The organism is Lelliottia sp. GFLA7, assembly GCF_056490165.1.
In genome coordinates, this window is sequence record NZ_JBWLAQ010000001.1 from 431,515 (window position 1) to 450,113 (window position 18,599).

15 protein-coding genes are annotated in these 18,599 nt (G+C 51.7%); 6 read left to right on the plus strand and 9 right to left on the minus strand.

The genetic code is table 11. The annotated features are described in order from the left end of the window. Positions 1-86: 86 nt before the first annotated feature. The 3 genes from efeB to efeU are packed head-to-tail and all read right to left on the minus strand — an operon-like array spanning position 87 to position 3,390. Entirely contained in the window at positions 87-1,370 is a 1,284-nt protein-coding gene (gene efeB, locus AC07RN_RS02200) for an iron uptake transporter deferrochelatase/peroxidase subunit (RefSeq protein ID WP_478335457.1), read from the minus strand. A gap of 5 nt (positions 1,371-1,375) precedes the next feature. Next, on the minus strand, positions 1,376-2,503 hold the full coding sequence (gene efeO, locus AC07RN_RS02205) for an iron uptake system protein EfeO (RefSeq protein ID WP_449553512.1): 1,128 nt from the start codon (positions 2,501-2,503) through the stop codon (positions 1,376-1,378). A 53-nt stretch (positions 2,504-2,556) separates the two neighbouring features. Further along, positions 2,557-3,390 (minus strand): iron uptake transporter permease EfeU, encoded by an 834-nt coding sequence (gene efeU, locus AC07RN_RS02210; RefSeq protein WP_012016941.1) that lies wholly within the window; start codon positions 3,388-3,390, stop codon positions 2,557-2,559. A 251-nt stretch (positions 3,391-3,641) separates the two neighbouring features. Here efeU and AC07RN_RS02215 point away from each other — a divergent pair, with 251 nt between their 5' ends. After that, complete coding sequence (locus AC07RN_RS02215) at positions 3,642-4,826, plus strand: NupC/NupG family nucleoside CNT transporter (RefSeq protein WP_012016940.1); 1,185 nt, start codon at positions 3,642-3,644, stop codon at positions 4,824-4,826. Positions 4,827-4,856: 30 nt separating this feature from the next. Here the strand turns inward: AC07RN_RS02215 and AC07RN_RS02220 are convergent, their stop codons facing one another. Then, positions 4,857-5,276, minus strand: a complete 420-nt coding sequence (locus AC07RN_RS02220) for a DUF3574 domain-containing protein (protein ID WP_478335458.1) — start codon at positions 5,274-5,276, stop codon at positions 4,857-4,859. Positions 5,277-5,407: 131 nt separating this feature from the next. Beyond that, complete coding sequence (putP, locus tag AC07RN_RS02225) at positions 5,408-6,916, minus strand: sodium/proline symporter PutP (protein WP_235135293.1); 1,509 nt, start codon at positions 6,914-6,916, stop codon at positions 5,408-5,410. A gap of 423 nt (positions 6,917-7,339) precedes the next feature. On the opposite strand from putP, the gene putA reads away from it, so the two are divergent. Together putA and AC07RN_RS02235 are read left to right on the plus strand one after the other, a co-directional pair. Next, the gene (putA, locus tag AC07RN_RS02230) at positions 7,340-11,302 is read left to right on the plus strand and encodes a trifunctional transcriptional regulator/proline dehydrogenase/L-glutamate gamma-semialdehyde dehydrogenase (RefSeq protein ID WP_478335459.1); all 3,963 of its coding nucleotides are present in this window, start codon (positions 7,340-7,342) and stop codon (positions 11,300-11,302) included. A gap of 50 nt (positions 11,303-11,352) precedes the next feature. Then, positions 11,353-11,748 (plus strand): lysozyme inhibitor LprI family protein, encoded by a 396-nt coding sequence (locus tag AC07RN_RS02235; protein WP_012016936.1) that lies wholly within the window; start codon positions 11,353-11,355, stop codon positions 11,746-11,748. Here the strand turns inward: AC07RN_RS02235 and rutR are convergent. The 3 genes from rutR to AC07RN_RS02250 all read right to left on the minus strand — a co-directional run bounded on the left by rutR (position 11,745) and on the right by AC07RN_RS02250 (position 13,873). Next, positions 11,745-12,383 carry an HTH-type transcriptional regulator RutR gene (gene rutR, locus AC07RN_RS02240; protein WP_012016935.1) on the minus strand — a complete coding sequence of 213 codons (639 nt, stop codon included), beginning with the start codon at positions 12,381-12,383 and terminating at the stop codon, positions 11,745-11,747. The genes AC07RN_RS02235 and rutR overlap by 4 nt on opposite strands. Before the next feature lie 375 nt (positions 12,384-12,758). Further along, a complete protein-coding gene (locus tag AC07RN_RS02245; protein WP_235135291.1) occupies positions 12,759-13,253 on the minus strand; it encodes a surface-adhesin E family protein in 495 nt (164 codons plus the stop codon). Then, a complete protein-coding gene (locus AC07RN_RS02250; protein WP_041689362.1) occupies positions 13,250-13,873 on the minus strand; it encodes a hypothetical protein in 624 nt (207 codons plus the stop codon). Before AC07RN_RS02250 ends, AC07RN_RS02245 begins: the two co-directional genes overlap by 4 nt. 378 nt (positions 13,874-14,251) lie before the next feature. Here AC07RN_RS02250 and AC07RN_RS02255 point away from each other — a divergent pair, with 378 nt between their 5' ends. From AC07RN_RS02255 to AC07RN_RS02265, 3 genes are all read left to right on the plus strand, one after another. Beyond that, complete coding sequence (locus tag AC07RN_RS02255; protein WP_478335460.1) at positions 14,252-14,698, plus strand: hypothetical protein; 447 nt, start codon at positions 14,252-14,254, stop codon at positions 14,696-14,698. Between the two features lie 403 nt (positions 14,699-15,101). Further along, the gene (locus AC07RN_RS02260) at positions 15,102-15,596 is read left to right on the plus strand and encodes a putative pterin-binding protein (RefSeq protein ID WP_012016931.1); all 495 of its coding nucleotides are present in this window, start codon (positions 15,102-15,104) and stop codon (positions 15,594-15,596) included. Positions 15,597-15,613: 17 nt separating this feature from the next. Further along, positions 15,614-17,542, plus strand: coding sequence for a putative bifunctional diguanylate cyclase/phosphodiesterase (locus AC07RN_RS02265; protein ID WP_478335461.1), 1,929 nt, complete (start codon positions 15,614-15,616; stop codon positions 17,540-17,542). Between the two features lie 177 nt (positions 17,543-17,719). Here the strand turns inward: AC07RN_RS02265 and catA are convergent, their stop codons facing one another. After that, entirely contained in the window at positions 17,720-18,397 is a 678-nt protein-coding gene (catA, locus tag AC07RN_RS02270) for a type A chloramphenicol O-acetyltransferase (RefSeq protein ID WP_478335462.1), read from the minus strand. Positions 18,398-18,599 lie beyond the last annotated feature (202 nt).

Below are 18,599 nucleotides of genomic sequence, written 5' to 3' on the forward strand. Positions count from 1 at the left end.
GTCTCTTACAGGAATATTACAGAAATATAACAGAGGGATAGACATACGAAAAAATAATATCCCCGCGAAGTATCACGGGGATAAATTTACGCTTCGATCAGGCCTTGGGCGAGGTATGCACTTTCACCGCGAACGCCTGGCAGGGCAAAGAAATAGCCGCCGCCGATAGGTTTTATGTACTCTTCCAGCGCTTCGCCGTTTAAGCGTTTCTGCACCGTTAAGAAGCCTTTTTCCAGATCGTGCTGATAGCAGACAAACAGCAGCCCCATGTCCAGCTGGCCGGAGTTGGTGACGCCCAGAGAATAGCTGTATCCACGGCGCATCATCAGGTTCGACTGGGTTTCCGGCGTACGCGGGTTGGCCAGACGAATATGGCTGTCCAGCGCAATGGTATCGCCATCAGGGTCGCGCGCATAATCCGGCACGTCATGCTCGTTTTTCATGCCCAGCGGCGCACCGCTTTGTTTGTCACGACCAAAAATCGTCTGCTGCTCTTTGAGCGGCGTACGATCCCAAAACTCAACATGGAACTGGATAATCCGCACCGCCTGATAGCTCCCACCAACGGCCCATGCAGGTTCGCTCTGGTCCGCCGTCGTCCACACCACGCTTTTCATCAACGCCGCGTCAGTGCTATCCGGATTCGCCGTGCCGTCTTTAAAACCAAGCAAGTTAACTGGCGTCTCTTTCCCCTGGCTTCGCGCCGCGTGATCGGAGATAAATCCTTCACGCTTCCAGCGCACGCTGAGTAAATCCGGCGTGTGCTTGATGATGTCGCGCAGGGCATGGATCACCGTATCCTGCGTGTTGGCGCAAATCTGGATCAGCAGATCGCCATGACACAGCGCCGCATCCAGAGAATCATTTGGAAAGCGCGTCATCTTCTGCAGCGTTTTCGGCTTGTGCTTCTCCAGCCCATAGCGAGCGTCAAAGAGCGAGTCGCCGACCGAAACCGTTACGGTCAGATTATCTGGGGCGATAAACGGCCCGAGAATGCCAGAATCCATCGGCGGCATGCGCGGGTTAGGCGTTTCGGGTGCCGGGCCGCCTGCCGTCAGAAACGCGATGCGTTTCGTCAGCACGCGGAACAGACGTTCCAGGTCCGCTTTGTCGCTGGCCAGCGAGTCAAAGGCGACCACCATCATGGCCGCCTGCTGTGGCGTCAAAATCCCACACTGATGCTCGCCGTAAAACGGCTGCGTTTCCATCCGCGCATTGGGGGAGAGCGTACCCGGCGCGCTCTGCGGTTTTGCCGCATGCGCTACCGGGCAGCCGCCAGCCAGCGCGAGCGCACCTCCCAGTGCCCCCACGCCTTTCAGCAATCGACGTCGGGAAGGTTCCGCGACGCCGTACTCTTCTTTCTCGTTCATGATGCTTAGTCCAGACCCAGCACGCCACGCAGCTGAGCCAGATCTTCTGCCAGCGTGGTGATGGGTCCTTTCAATGCGTTGCGATCTGCATCGGTTAACTTGTCGTAGGTTTCATACCCGTCTTTCGTGCGGTATTTCGCCAGAATAGTGTTCACTTTTTTGAAGTTTGCATCCACTTTAGCCAACAGCGCGCTGTTATCTTTTTGCAGCTGTGGACGCAGGAGATCGACAATTTTCTGCGCGCCATCTACGTTGGCCTGGAAGTCCCACAGGTCAGTGTGGCTATAGCGATCTTCTTCGCCGCTGATTTTGCTGGCGGCCACTTCTTCAATCAGACCCGCCGCGCCACCCACCACTTTTGATGGCGGGAAGGCCAGCTCGCTGATGCGTTTTTGCAGATCCAGTACGTCGGTATTGAGCTGCTCAGCGTATTTTTCCATGCCTTTGGTGGAGTTGTCGCCAAACAGCGCTTTCTCAAGACGGTGGAAACCGGTGAATTTCGGATCGGCGGCCTTTTGCTCATAGTCGTCTTCACGGGCGTCAATGCTGCCGTCGAGGTCAGAGAACAGTTCGGCGATCGGCTCGATACGCTCGTAATGCTGACGGGTTGGTGCATACAGGGATTTCGCTTTTTCGATATCGCCCGCTTTCACCGCGTCGGTAAAGGCTTTGGTGCCAGTGACCAGGTCGGCGGTCTCTTTCGTGACGTACTCTTTATACGCCGTGATCGCTGTGCCCAGGCTCAGCAACGCTTCGCCTTTTGCCGCATCAGCTGTCGCTTCACCTTTGACGATCAGCTTGCCTTTCGGGTTAGTCAACAGACCGCAGGTCATGTCGTATTCGCCCGGTTGCAGGTTCGCGGTCATTTTCTGGCTAAAACCGGGAGCGATGTTTTCACGCTCTTCCACAACCATCACGCCTTTGAGGATTTCCCACTCCAGCGCCTTCTGGCTATGGTTTTGAATAATAAATTGCGTTTTACCGCTATTGACGGTGATCGTCATCGGCTCACACTGTTTATCGTTCACGGTGACTTTCACCTGAGGAACATCAGCCGCCTGAGCAGAAAACGCATACGCAAACAGCGCTGCCACACCAACCTGTAACGCACTACGACGAAATTGAATTGCCATGACCCTTCCCTATTAAAAGTATGTTGTAACTACTCGTGTACGCACTGTGCACATCAGGGCGCAGAACGCGACGGCTGAGTGCTGGGGCGTGATGGCATAAAGAACAGCACCAGCGCCGGAATCAGATAGATGAAATACATCGCCACTTCGCTGACGCTCGGGGTTTCCTGATAGCCAAAAATACCTTCGAGCAGCGTCCCGGTCAGCGAATGGGTGGAGAGAATATTGCTGAGATCGAACGCGACGTCCTGGAAATGGTTCCACAGGCCCGCCTCATGGAAAGCACGAATCGCACCCGCCGCCAGACCCGCGGCCACCAGCAGAATAAACAGGCTGGTCCACTTAAAGAACGCGCCCAGATTCAGGCGAATGCCGCCCCAATAAAGCATAAAGCCCAGCACCACGGCGGTTGCCAGGCCCAGCATCGCACCGATTGGCGGCCAGATACCCACATCCTGCTGGAACGCCGCCAACAGGAAGAAGACCGACTCCAGCCCTTCGCGCGCCACGGCGAAAAAGACCATCAGGATCAGCGCCCAACCGTGGCTGTTGCTTTTTTGCAGCGCGTTATCGACCGCCTGCTCCAGTTGAACTTTGACGTTGCGCGACACTTTACGCATCCAGAACACCATCCAGGTGAGGATCACCACGGCGATCGCCGCAACGATGCCTTCGAACAGTTCCTGCTCTTTTTGCGGGAATTCACCGGTGGTTTCGTTGATCAGAATACCCAGACCCAGGCAGAGCGCGACGGCGAGGAAAACGCCAATCCACATCACCCCGATCCAGCGCCCTCGTTGGGTTCGCTTGAGATAGCTGGCGATCAAGCTGACAATCAAGGCCGCTTCAAGACCTTCACGTAACATAATGAGAAATGGAACAAACATGCCGACACCTTAAATGTTTATCGCGGTCAACTGATGCAAAGAAAGGTAAATTCTTGTGATAGTGATTATCATTACGGCACGAATAAACACAAGCGAAATATGCGGGGTTTTGATGACGAGATGTAAATCGCTCGCCTGTTAATAATTTCATTCGTTATCGTTATGTGTATAACTTATAACGTAAATGCCCATTTACGCTTACCCGTCACTATGGCTAAATAAGCGCTTCGATAACCTGCTGAAAATCTAAAATGTATAACTTTGTCCATTTCCTGCTGGCGCTGGTGATTATTCTTGCGCTCGCCTGGCTGGTGAGTTTCGACCGCCGAAAAATTCGTATTCGCTACGTTTTACAGCTTATTGTCATTGAAATTGCACTAGCTTTCTTTTTCCTGCACGCGGAAAGCGGACTCTTCGTGATTAAATATGTCTCCGGATTCTTTGAATCCCTGCTGAAATTCGCAGCAGAAGGAACAAACTTTGTCTTTGGTGGGATGGGTGAAAAAGGACTGGCGTTCATTTTCCTCGGCGTTCTGTGCCCGATTATTTTCATCTCTGCGCTGATTGGTATTCTCCAGCACTGGCGAATTCTGCCGATTTTTATTCGCGTTATCGGCACGCTGCTGTCCAAACTGAACGGCATGGGAAAACTGGAATCGTTTAACGCCGTCAGCTCCCTGATTTTGGGTCAGTCGGAAAACTTTATTGCATATAAAGGTGTGCTGGGCGATCTCTCCTCTCGCCGCCTGTTCACCATGTCTGCTACCGCGATGTCGACAGTTTCGCTATCGATTGTCGGCGCATATATGACCATGCTTGATGCCAAATTTGTGGTCGCTGCGTTAATTCTGAATATGTTCAGCACCTTTATTATTTTGTCGGTCATTAACCCGGCGCGACCAGAAGCCGAACCCGAAATCAAACTGGAAAAACTGCATGAATCTCAGAGTTTCTTTGAGATGCTGGGCGAGTATATTCTGGCTGGTTTTAAAGTGGCGATGATTATTATGGCGATGCTGATCGGCTTTATTGCCATTATTAGCGCCATCAACGCTCTTTTCTCCAGCGTATTTGGCATAAGTTTCCAGCAAATTCTCGGCTACGTATTTTATCCGCTGGCATGGCTGGTGGGCATTCCGCTGAGCGATGCGTTAAATGCGGGCAGTATTATGGCGACGAAACTGGTGGCGAATGAATTTGTGGCGATGATTGAGCTGCAAAAAATAGCCGGTCAAATGACGCCGCGCGGCCTGGGCATTCTGTCGGTCTTCCTGGTCTCCTTTGCCAACTTTGCGTCCATCGGGATTATCGCGGGTGCGATTAAAGGCCTGAATGAGCAGCAAGGAAACGTGGTTTCTCGCTTTGGTTTGCGTCTGGTCTACGGCGCGACGCTGGTGAGCCTGCTGTCGGCAAGCTTCGCCGGATTAGTATTGTAAAAAATAACGGCGGGATTTCCCGCCGTTTTCTTAGAACTGAACGCAGACCGGCTGATCAACGCGCATCACCGATTCCTGTGCAAACCGTGATTTATACACCCCGCGCAAGGCTTCAATATTCTTCTCGCTCTGGGCATCTTTGCCGTGGATCAGCATCAACGCTTTGCTTGGCTCACGCGCCACTTTGCCGTCATTACCCAGCCACTGGCCGCGCGCATCAAACACCGTTAAGCCATCACGAAAACGCGGCGTCACGTCCTGATCGACAAACTGCTGCCACTCCTTACCGGTGATCTGTTCCCCTGCCGGACGGTTCAGCCCGAAATAAAGCGTGGTCTGCTGCATCTGATTATCGGCTTTGCAGGTGGCGTCAGCGGTGCTGTGCGATGGTGCATTGCAGCCTGCCAGCATCAAGAGCGCGGCGGCCATCAGCCCTGTTTTGATTGTCATTCTTCGCTATCCTCATTGTTATAAGCACAGCGATATGAGCGTAAATGGCGGGATTTAGCAAGAGGGATTGAGGGTTTCCCTCTCCCGTTTGGGAGAGGGAGTAAAAACGCCCAGGCGGGAGAGGAATCACATCACTCGGCCTGCAACTTAGACGGCGGTGCCGTATGGTACTGCGCATCCGCTTCGGCAAAGCGTTGTTGCATCGACGCCGACGGTGCTTTGCCCAGCAGGCTGAACACCACGATACCGATACTACCGAAGATAAAGCCTGGAATGATTTCGTACAGGCCCAGCCACGCGAACTGCTTCCAGACGATAACCGTCACCGCACCGATAATCATCCCGGCTAGCGCACCATTACGCGTCATACGTGACCACAGCACGGAGAACAGCACCACCGGGCCAAACGCAGCCCCAAAGCCTGCCCACGCGTAGCTCACCAGACCTAACACGCGGTTCTCCGGGTTAGCGGCCAGTGCGATAGACACAAGCGCTACCACCAGCACCATAAAGCGCCCGACCCACACCAGCTCTTTCTGGCTCGCGCCCTTGCGCAGGAAGGCTTTGTACAGATCTTCCGTAATCGCACTGGAACACACCAGCAGCTGGCAGCTCAGCGTCGACATCACCGCCGCCAGAATGGCAGACAGCAGAATACCGGCAATCCACGGGTTAAACAGAATCTGCGCCAGCTCGATAAACACGCGCTCGGCGTTCTGATTGACCGCTCCCGCCAGCGCCGGGTTGTTGGTGAAGTAGGCGATACCGAAGAAGCCGACGGCACACGCACCGGCCAGACACAGGATCATCCACGTCATACTGATACGACGGGCATGAACGATGGTGTGGTGGGAATCGGCGGCCATGAAACGCGCCAGAATATGCGGCTGACCAAAGTAGCCCAGGCCCCAGCCCATCAGCGAAACAATGGCCACGAAGTTAAGCCCTTTCAGCATATCGACGTTTTCAATGCTCTTCTGTTTGATCACTTCCAGCGAATCACCAAAGCCGCCAACCGTGATAATCACAATCACCGGGGTCAGAATCAGCGCGAAAATCATCAGACTCGCCTGCACGGTATCGGTCCAGCTCACCGCCAGGAAACCGCCAACAAAGGTATAAATAATAGTTGCGGCAGCACCGGCCCACAGCGCCGTTTCGTAGCTCATCCCGAAGGTGCTTTCGAACAGACGCGCACCCGCCACAATGCCAGAGGCACAATAGATGGTGAAGAACAGCAAAATGACCAGCGCGGAGATAATGCGCAGAATGCGGCTTTTATCCTCGAAACGCCCGGTGAAGTAATCCGGCAGCGTCAGCGCATTGTTGTTTAACTCGGTGTGAACGCGCAGGCGCCCCGCCACCAGCTTCCAGTTGACCCATGCGCCCAGCGTCAGGCCAATCGCTATCCAGCTTTCAGAAATCCCCGAGATAAAAATCGCGCCCGGCAGGCCCATCAGCAGCCAGCCGCTCATGTCGGATGCACCCGCAGACAGCGCGGTGACCATCGGCCCTAAACTGCGCCCGCCCAGAATATAATCATCAAAGTTCTTCGTTGATCGCCACGCCAAAAACCCTATCAGGATCATGCCAAAAATATAAACGAGAAATGTCACCAGCATCGGTGTGCTAATAGCCATTCAAATTCTCCAAAATGTCGAGCGACAGCCTTCCGGGCCGCCTTATTATTTCATCACCGGAACGTAGTGACGCGTGTATGTGTTTCTGTTGGGCGCGCGTATCCTGCCGTAAGCGTTCCCCTTTCACAAATGATTTAACACTGCATTTACATCAAATTCATCCCTGGTTTTATACGTCTTTTACAGAGGTTGCACTCGCTCACGCTTTTACGGGTTGCACCTTTTAAAAGTGTTAAGTGCCGCATAAAAACAGGGTTCACACGCAGAATCCAGCACTTTTTTCCAGCTTACCTTCTGTTAACAATTCATTCATTTTTCAGCTTGCAAACCATGTCACATTTAACGCGGTTGCACAAAGTTGCAACATGGTGGATATTTCACGCTAACTACAAAACATTACTACAGCACAACAGGAGTTTTGGCATGGGCATGACCACCATGGGGGTTAAGCTGGATGACGCGACCCGCGAACGGATTAAAAGCGCCGCCACTCGAATTGACCGCACACCGCACTGGTTAATTAAGCAGGCCATTTTTAATTATCTGGAACGTCTGGAAAGTGAAGACGGTTTACCGGAATTGCCTGCCCTGCTGGCCGGAGCGGCCAACGAAAGCGAAGATACGACGCCAGCCGTTGAAGAAATTCATCAACCTTTCCTCGATTTTGCCGAACAGATTCTGCCGCAGTCCGTTAGCCGCGCGGCCATCACCGCCGCGTATCGCCGTGCCGAAACCGACGCCGTCCCAATGCTGCTTGAGCAAGCACGCCTGCCGGAGCCGATTGCCTCGCAGGCGCACAGCCTGGCGTATCAGCTTGCCGACAAACTCCGCAACCAGAAAACCGCGACCGGTCGCGCCGGAATGGTGCAAGGCCTGTTGCAGGAGTTTTCACTGTCTTCGCTGGAAGGCGTGGCGCTGATGTGTCTGGCCGAAGCGCTGCTGCGCATCCCGGATAAAGCCACCCGCGATGCGCTGATCCGCGACAAAATCAGCAACGGCAACTGGCATTCTCACATTGGCCGCAGCCCGTCGCTGTTCGTGAACGCCGCGACCTGGGGCCTGTTGTTTACCGGCAAACTGGTGTCGACCCATAACGAAGCCAATCTCTCGCGCTCCCTGAACCGCATTATCGGTAAAAGCGGCGAACCGCTGATCCGCAAAGGCGTGGACATGGCGATGCGCCTGATGGGCGAACAGTTCGTGACCGGGGAAACCATTTCCGAAGCGTTGGCAAACGCCCGCAAGCTCGAAGATAAAGGGTTCCGCTACTCCTACGATATGCTGGGTGAAGCGGCGCTCACCGCCGCTGATGCGCAGGCTTATATGGTCTCTTATCAACAGGCGATCCACGCGATTGGCAAAGCCTCTAACGGCCGCGGTATCTACGAAGGTCCGGGCATTTCGATCAAGCTTTCTGCCCTGCACCCGCGCTACAGCCGTGCGCAGTATGACCGCGTGATGGACGAACTCTATCCGCGCCTGAAGTCATTAACCCTGCTGGCGCGCCAGTACGACATCGGCATTAACATCGATGCCGAAGAAGCCGATCGTCTGGAAATCTCTCTCGATATGCTGGAAAAGCTGTGCTTCGAGCCAGAGCTGGCGGGCTGGAACGGGATTGGTTTTGTCATCCAGGCCTACCTGAAACGCTGCCCGTTTGTCATTGATTACCTGATTGATTTGGCTTCTCGCAGCCGTCGCCGTCTGATGATCCGTCTGGTGAAAGGCGCATACTGGGACAGCGAAATCAAACGCGCGCAAATGGACGGCCTGGAAGGCTATCCGGTCTACACCCGCAAGGTCTACACCGATGTCTCTTATCTGGCCTGTGCGAAAAAACTGCTTGGCGTGCCGAACCTGATTTACCCGCAGTTCGCCACCCACAACGCCCATACGCTGGCGGCAATTTACAGCCTGGCCGGACAAAACTACTATCCGGGCCAGTACGAATTCCAATGCCTGCACGGCATGGGTGAGCCGCTGTACGAGCAGGTCACCGGCAAAGTGGCGGATGGCAAACTGAACCGTCCGTGCCGCATTTATGCCCCGGTCGGCACGCACGAAACGCTGCTGGCGTATCTGGTGCGCCGTCTGCTCGAGAACGGCGCGAACACCTCGTTCGTGAACCGCATCGCCGACACTACGCTGCCGCTGGATGAGCTGGTTGCGGATCCGGTTCAGGCGGTGGAAAAATTAGCCGCACAGGAAGGCCAAATCGGTCTCCCGCACCCAAAAATCCCTCTGCCGCGCGAGCTATACGGAAAAGATCGCGTCAACTCTGCGGGCTTGGATCTGGCGAACGAACACCGTCTGGCGTCGCTCTCCTCCGCCCTGCTCAACAGCGCGCTGCAAAAATGGCAGGCCAAACCGATTCTTGAGCAACCGGTCGACGCCGGTGAAATGCAGCCGGTTGTTAACCCAGCCGAACCAAAAGATGTCGTCGGATTTGTGCGCGAAGCAACCGAAAGTGAAGTGGAACTGGCGCTGGAAAATGCCGTCAATAACGCGCCTATCTGGTTTGCCACGCCACCGCAGGAGCGTGCGGCGATTCTGGAACGCGCCGCGATCCTGATGGAAGGCCAGATGCAGCAACTGATCGGCATTCTGGTGCGCGAAGCGGGTAAAACCTTCAGCAACGCGATTGCCGAAGTGCGCGAGGCGGTTGATTTCCTGCATTACTATGCGGGCCAGGTGCGCAACGATTTCGATAACGAAACCCACCGCCCGCTCGGTCCAGTGGTCTGTATCAGCCCGTGGAACTTCCCGCTGGCCATTTTCACCGGACAGATCGCGGCCGCGCTGGCCGCCGGTAACAGCGTGCTGGCAAAACCCGCCGAGCAAACCCCGCTGATTGCCGCTCAAGGGATCAACATCCTGCTGGAAGCAGGCGTTCCGCCAGGTGTGGTACAACTTCTGCCAGGCCGTGGCGAAACCGTCGGCGCGAAGCTGACCTTGGATAACCGCGTACGCGGAGTGATGTTTACCGGCTCGACCGAAGTGGCGACGCTGCTGCAACGTAATATCGCGACGCGCCTTGATCCGCAGGGTCGCCCGACACCGCTGATCGCCGAAACCGGCGGGATGAACGCCATGATCGTGGATTCTTCCGCCTTGACCGAACAGGTGGTGGTGGACGTACTGGCCTCGGCGTTCGACAGTGCCGGACAGCGCTGCTCTGCCCTGCGCGTACTGTGCTTGCAGGATGACATCGCTGACCACACGCTGAAAATGCTGCGTGGTGCGATGGCCGAATGCCGTATGGGGAATCCAGGACGCCTGACCACCGATATCGGTCCGGTGATTGATGCCGAAGCCAAAGCCAATATCGAACAGCACATCCAGGCGATGCGCGCCAAAGGCCGTCCAGTCTTCCAGGCGGTTCGTGAAAACAGCGAAGACGCCCGCGAATGGAACACCGGGACATTTATCGCCCCGACGTTGATTGAGCTTTCAAGCTTCGACGAGCTGAAAAAAGAGGTCTTCGGCCCGGTGCTGCACGTGGTGCGCTATAGCCGCAACAACCTTGAAGCGCTGGTGGAACAAATCAACGCCTCCGGCTACGGCTTGACGCTCGGCGTGCACACCCGAATCGACGAAACCATCGCGCAAGTCACCGGCAGTGCGAAAGTCGGGAACCTGTACGTCAACCGCAATATGGTTGGCGCAGTGGTCGGCGTGCAACCGTTTGGCGGTGAAGGGCTATCCGGAACGGGTCCGAAAGCCGGTGGTCCGCTGTATCTGTACCGTCTGCTGGCGAACCGTCCAGAGAACGCGTTGGGCATTACGCTGGCGCGACAGGATGCTGAGCGCCCGGTCGATGCGCAAGTGAAAGCCCTGATTTCGCAGCCGCTGGACGCGCTGGCGAAATGGGCAGAAAAACGCCCGGAACTGCGCGCGTTGTGTCAGCAGTATGGCGAACAGGCGCAGGCCGGTACGCAGCGTCTGCTCCCTGGTCCAACCGGCGAGCGCAACACCTGGACGCTGATGCCGCGCGAGCGCGTGCTGTGCGTCGCTGATAATGAACAGGATACGCTGGTGCAGCTGGCGGCCGCTATGGCGACGGGTTGTGAAGTGCTGTGGCCGGAAGACGGTTTGCACCGCGACCTGGCAAAACAGCTGCCGAAAGAGGTTTCCGGTCGTATTCGCTACGCGAAGCCCGACGTCCTGATTGCCCAGGCCTTTGACGCGGTGATTTACCACGGTGATTCCGACCAGCTACGTGAGTTGTGCGAGCAAGTTGCGGCACGTGACGGTGCGATTGTTTCGGTTCAGGGCTTTGCCCGTGGCGAAACCAATCTGCTGCTGGAGCGTCTGTACGTGGAGCACTCGCTCAGCGTCAACACCGCGGCGGCGGGCGGTAACGCCAGCCTGATGACAATCGGGTAACGCTGTGCTAATAAGGCTCCGGAAACGGGGCCTTTTTTTAGGGTGAAATGATGAAACGATTAATGATAACCGCAGCAGCGTTGCTGTTTAGCGCCAGCGCGCTGGCAGACGATTGCGCCAATGCCAACACGCAGTCCGAGATGAACATATGCGCTGCCCAGCAGTATCAGGCGGCGGATAAAAAACTGAATCAAACGTATCAGGATGCAATGAAGCGCGCCGCAGTCCCTCAGCGCGATCTGCTCAAAAAAGCGCAGCAGGCGTGGATCACCCTGCGTGATGCCGATTGCGCCTTCGCCGCCTCCGGCACGGCGGGCGGCAGCGTTCAGCCGATGATCCTGAATCAATGCCTGGCGGAAAAAACCACTGACCGTGAAGCGTTCCTTGCCTCAATGATGCAGTGTGAAGAAGGCGATTTAAGCTGCCCGCTGCCGCCGGCCAATTAACGCAGGCGAATGCCTTCGATAATCATGCGCTGGACGTTATCGACCGCGCTCTGGAAAAACGCTTCGTCCTGGAGCGTTTTTCCAGTCACCGCTTCGACCTGACTGCCAAAATCCGCGTAGTGCTGGGTCGAGGCCCAAATCATAAAGATGAGGTGATGCGGATCCACCGCCGCCAGCTTGCCGCTCTCCACCCATCCCGCAATAATCGCCGACTTTTCGTCGATCAATTGCTTTAAATCACCGCTCAACTCCGCCTGTAAAAGCGGTGCCCCCTGCAGCATCTCCATGCAAAACAACTTTGAAGCCTGCGGATAATCGCGGGACACCTCGAGTTTGAGCCGAATGTACTCTTTTATCGCCACCAGCGGCGTGAACTCTTCCCGAAACGCCTTCAGCGGTGCGAGCCAGATATCGAGAATTTGTTGCAGCACCGCCACGTAGAGTGCTTCTTTCGAGGGGTAGTAATAGAGCAGATTGGTTTTCGATACGCCCGACAGCTCGGCGACCTGTTCAAGACGGGTGCCATGAATACCGTATTGCGAAAAGGTATCTAGCGCCGCACTCAAAATAGCCTGTTTCTTGGCACTGACCGCTCGCGAGCGTTTACCGGGGGTTTGCACTGCGCCTTGTGTCATCTGCGCTCTCCTTATTGGTTTGCATCAGCATAGCAAAACCGCCGATGACTCACGACCTCTTGCACCGCAATGTACTTGTAGTAGCAAAGAGGAAAGCACTTTAGCAGCGAGAGAAATGATCGGAGGGACGCGGGTGGGTGGATTATTGAGGGTTGCTCTTTAGGCGATTACGTCTGGATTTGCCAGACCTGAGCCGGTTCTGGAAATCATGATGAAGAGCTCACAGCCTTTTGTGACCTTGCCTGTGAGGAGTTATCGGGCTGTCGCAAAGCAGGAACCAGACAAGCGCCCTACTCTTTGATTTATTGCAGATGGCCCGTTATTCATCCAGGCCATCTGCTTCAACATGGACCATCAAGATCCGATTAATGGTAATTAATCCAGGAGCGGTTTGCGGTTTTCTTTCGCCGGCTCTGGCTTAAGTTTTTCAACGGGAATACTGCACATGCTTTCAGCGATTATCCCAAAAAGAGAGTCTTTCGGGTAAGTTTCCCATTGCCCCACATCCAGTCCCGCATGGACAAGATCGCCCTCCGCGAACGGTTTGGAAAAAAGCGAACGTCCCATAACAGCACGCTGGTTTTTGTCGCAGTTAATCACATCGATTGCCCGGGAGCTGGAAACGTAGACGGGCGGATTTTTTATAATCAGTGTCCGCTCAGCGTAGTTATTGATGAAATAAAACCGGCGTAAGTGGCTGTTACCCTGATAAGTTGAAATCACCCTGAAATCGACATACGAGGTAATGCTCTCATCTTCAAGGATTTTTATGAGACCAGCCGGTGCTTTGGCTGGCGTTTGCGGCTGGGGTTTAGTCGTCCCAGTACAACCCGTCAGCATAAGTAATACCATCCACGTTAGCTTTTTCATTTTACTGCCCCACCTGATAAATCAGGTCGTAATGTCTTTAGCATGTCAGGCGTTACATTTCCCTGCACTGAACAGAGCAGTAATGTCCCTTCTTTGCCTTTGCTGAGCATCAGAAGCTTTTCGGCACTTTGTTCTGCCGGAGCAATACCCGACACCGCCTGCGCATTTTGTTCCCAGGCACTTTTTGCGTCTGCTTTAATCATCGTCTGAGAAATATAATCATCTCCAGCCTTAGTCCAGGTTAAATGATCAAGCCTGGACATGACCTCTTCCTGTGATTCTTTGAAAACCAACCCCCAGTAATAGTACTTACCGTAATTGATTTCATTGAGGTTGCTGGTTTGCAGGAAATATCCTGATAGCGTCAAATTTAATTCATGTAGAGGTTGGGCAAACCAGAGGGTGCCATTACCGTCAGCGGGCGCTTTGAACCAGGCCTGAGAGTGCTTGTCGACCGTCAAAGGTGCTACGCGGCTGAGTTTGGCTCGCTGATGATAAATCTCACTGAAAAATGTCGTGTCACAGCGCGTCAGGCTTTGCGTCAACGTATTGGCGTGAAGAGGTAATGTTACCCCTGTCATTCCCAGCATGAACCCAATGGAGCAGATAATTTTACGCATGTAATATCCCTATAATAAAAAAGACGCTATTTTTATCGGCGCACTGCGAGGAGACTTTACGCTTTTTCTTTCTCTCCATTATCAAGCATATTAAAAATATGACCTTGCAGTTATATCCTCCCCTTGCCGCGTATTCCCTTGAGCACTGTACATTCCATAGACATTTAATATCTTCGCAGTGGGACCCTTGTTCAGACCGAATAGCACAGTGGGCATGCAGCGGTTTGTTTCTTATCAATAGAGAGAAGGTCAGCCTGCCCTTTGCCTCATGATGGTTAACGCTGATCTCTTCTAACATGTTGTAATACCCTGAACACCATACGTTTATGAAGTCATAAGCGATGAAATCAGATACCCCAGCGCGCCTGGAGAGGAAAAATGGACAAGTACGCGGAACGACTTACAGGATTTATGCATGCCGTAGGCTGTATGAATGATGCGGCAAACCGCGTGTCTGACTATTACGTGGTGAAACTTGAAGAGAGCGACAGCATGCTGACATCTCTTGCGATATATCACTTGACCATCACAGATAAGTTTCCTGCCGCATACTGGCACCCGCAACTGAAAGCCTGCGATGAAAAAATGTTTATGGAAAAGGTCGCGTCATGGTTTTTTGAGCATCAGGATACTCAGCGACTGCCTTCCTCACTCAAGCAGAACCTGCTCGCCCATTTTCAGGATGGGCTCACTGAAATGGCCGGGAATGCGCAGCTTTATACTCTCATCACCAGCCCACCCGTTTGGTATGGTTCCCTTTACGATGAATTCGTCATTGAGTCACCCTATGGAAGATTCCTCGTCCATTTTAGTTGCCACGACTGACGCCTTTATCACCCTCCTGCGTCAACACACTTTCGCTTAATAATGTGTTTCACGGCCTAATCAGCCCCGGGCAAAATGAGTGCCCTCAGCCGATGCGGTGACATAGCTCGCGTAAAATCCCTCCCGTCTCACAAACAAATAAACCTTTATATCGCTGTGTGTTTATTTGCGCGGAGTAAACAGATGGCTTTTTTTTGCACAGGTACAATGCTGTTTTGAGTAAAACAAATAATGGTATCGACCATGCTTAATGAATATAAAAAGAAAATATTTTTTAACCATTTGATTTTAATGAACTAAAATAGGGTGTAATGATGACATCAAGAATAGCCTTGGCACATATATAAATAGCACTGTAACTAAATTATAATTCTTTAACATCCGGTCGATATACGAGGTCAGAATGCGTTCAATTATCATGCTGTTAAGCTTTGTGCTCTCTACACAGGTCTGGGCGGGTGAGCTTTCCAGACCTACCGGTAAAGTCCTTTTAACACTGTCCGGTAATATCGAAAATACCAATGAAGGTGGAAAAGCCGTTTTTGATCTCGCCAGCCTTGAAAAACTGGGTATGGTCAGTTTTCAGACCACTTCACCCTGGTATGATGGCCGCACAACCTTTACGGGTATTTCACTGCAAAAGCTCATGGATTATGTCGGGGCGAAAGGTTCTGTTGTTAAGGTCATTGCCCTCAATGACTATACCACCGAAATCCCTCTTAGCGACTTTAAGAAATACAACGTGATACTGGCTTTAAAAATCAACGGAGAATATATGCGTGTCCGTGATAAAGGCCCGTTGTTTGTGGTTTACCCCTATGACAGCATGCCTGACCTGGATAATCAGATTTATTATTCACGGTCAGCCTGGCAGGTCAGTAAAATGAATATTGAGTAAGGGGTCAGAAGACCATCATGAACAGAATTCTGGCTGGCATCATTTTTTTCCTTTTTATATCTACCGGGTATATCTCTTTCCTTGTGCATGAAAGGCAGCAAGAGTTACAGAAACTGACTCACTACGCCGCTGCGTGGTCTGCTGCACAGATGGTATCAGAATATTACCGGTTCGAATCGGTGCTTGGTCTTTACACTAGTGACGAGACGATAACGCTGGATGATGTGCGCATGCGTCTCGACATTATGCTCAGCCAGAGCGATTTAATGAAAGAAGGTGATCTGAGGAATTATATCGAAAGTAATAAAGCCTATCATGCGCTTGCGCTACAGCTTGAAAAGAAACTTGAGTATCTGGATATTCATCTTGACAAGATGAACCGCTCAGAGCTCCAGGCGTACCTGAAAACAATGCAGACGCTGGATGCCCCCCTGAGCCGTCTGTCGTCCGGCGCGTTAGACAAAGATATTAACTCAATTAATGACGCCAACCACAAAATCAAAACCCTGTACTATATTTACTCAGCAACGTCTGTATTGCTGATAATAATGAGTGCAATCCTGGGTTTGCTGATATTTTATCAAAACAGAAATATCCAGAAGGCACATCTTCAGGTAAAAAATCTTGCTGAAGAACTGCAGGAATCGAAAGAAAAACTGCAGGTCCAGAATACAAAGCTGGAATATGACGTCTACCACGACTCTCTGACCGAGATGAATAACCGCCATTTTTTTTGGGGCAACTTAAATGAGACCATCGAGAACGCGGTAAAAAGCAATAATACTGTGACTGTGATGTTGTTTGATTTAGATCGATTCAAGGTTGTCAATGATACGTATGGTCATGATGTCGGTGATATGTTATTACGCCAGATATCACAACGTCTGATTTCGATGGGCCTGACGTCCGATACGCTGTATCGTTTAGGCGGTGATGAATTTGCGTTTCTTTCGAGTGGCCTGACGGAAAGCAGTGCCGTTTCACTCGCCCAAAATATATGCGATGCGATCAACCAGCCTTACACTATTTATAATACGATTATCAATATAACCACCAGTGTCGGCATTGTTATCTCAGACACTGAACGCCGCTCGGACTATCTCTATAAATTTGCCGATCTGGCCCTTTATGAAGCCAAAAATGAAGGCGCGGGTAAGATAAAAGTTTTCCGCCAATGGATGTTAGACAAGCTGCAAGAAAGCCGAACCCTTGAGCATGATATGGCACTGGCGTTAGCGAATAAAGAATTCGTGGTTTATTATCAGCCTATTGTTGATTCCTTCACACAGGAAATTTACAGCTATGAAGCCCTTATTCGTTGGATTCACCCTCTAAAAGGCATCCTGTCGCCGGACACCTTTATTCCTGTGGCTGAAAAAACAGGAATGATAAACGAGATGGGGAAATCAATGCTTGAAATGGCCTGCCGGGAAGCCGCTTCCTGGGTAATTCCGGCTAAAATTTCAGTGAATGTCTCTCCTGTCCAATTAAGCAGCAAAGCCTTTGCCGGAATAGTGGTATCTATTCTGAACGAAACGGGACTTTCCGCTGAACGTCTTGAACTGGAAGTGACTGAATCCTCTCTTTTTACTGAGAGCAAAACGCCGATGAATACGCTTAACAGGCTGCGGGCTCTGGGGGTGAAAATATCCATCGATGATTTTGGTACCGGTTATTCTTCTCTTTCGCGCCTCAGCAGACTTGCCTTCGATAAAATCAAAATTGACAAGTCCTTTGTCAATTCGGTATCGACTCAGGAAGACGCCCTTAATATCATCAGGCTCATCACCGGCATGGCGAAATCGCTTAATATGAAGACCGTTGCAGAAGGGGTTGAAACACAGGAGCAACTGGAAAGCCTTCAGGCGCTGGGCTGCGATTTCATACAAGGCTATCTGTTTGGTAAACCTCAGCCTTATATAGATGGGAAAATCAGAAACGGTTGAATATAAAATGTTCTTCCTGTTGGTGAATTCAAGGTTACGGTTTTTCTGACGGGTCCTACACCGGAAAATCTACCCGTGCTTAACGCGATGGGAAAAATAAAGGGGTAGCAAACACCTGTTACCCGCTCTGTTTGCTACCCATTATCAGTAAATGGAGGTTTAAAGACCTCCCACGCATCAAGCATTGAATTCCTCTGACAGGCGCAGTATGTCATCACACATCTCTTGTAACTCATTGAACAGCCTGGCTACATGGAATCCATCGCACACGGAATGATGTACCTGAACAGCGAGAGGCAACAATACTTTTCCGTCTTGTTGGTAATATTTTCCAATAGTGAACATCGGGGCAAAAAAGTTCTGCATGTTAGCCACGTTGATATTAAAACTGGTAAAACTTACCCAAGGAATAGCTGATACGAAAAATACGTTTTCCCGAGACTCTTCCTTTGGCCAATAAGAAAGATTATTCCCATAGCGTGCAACATCTTCTGAATAAACGTCCAGGAAATGATGGATATTGCCGTCGTAGTGACTCCATAACGATGAAAAAGTCTCCGTTTCATTATGAAAAATGGTATAGCTTGGATGAATTTCATTCCATATAACAAGCTCATTATTCTTCATGGCCATACGGAATTCCACATGACTATTTACAATTTTAGAAAGCAGAAAAATAATAGTCGGGTAAAATTTCCAGCCGGATTCCTTTATATGTTTTAGCAGCACGGTAATATCTACCAGGACTGTTTGGTTAATTGTGGATTGAGCAAACGACTGAAACACCTCAAAATGCTCTTTTCTTGCCCAACGAGACAGGTCAACAGGTGTATATTCCAGGGTTGTTGTTTTCATTTCTTAACCTTTGATTGTAAATTATATATCAGATGTTAGTCTATTTTTTATGAATTAAGCAAAGAATTAAGACCCTGCCCATTTTTTATAGAGAACGAATTTTTAAGAGTAGCGTTGCATCGACCCGTTGAACTCACTGCCAGAAGCGGACATTAAGGAAATTGCGATATTTTGAGTAATGAAAAGACGTTTCCACTCAATT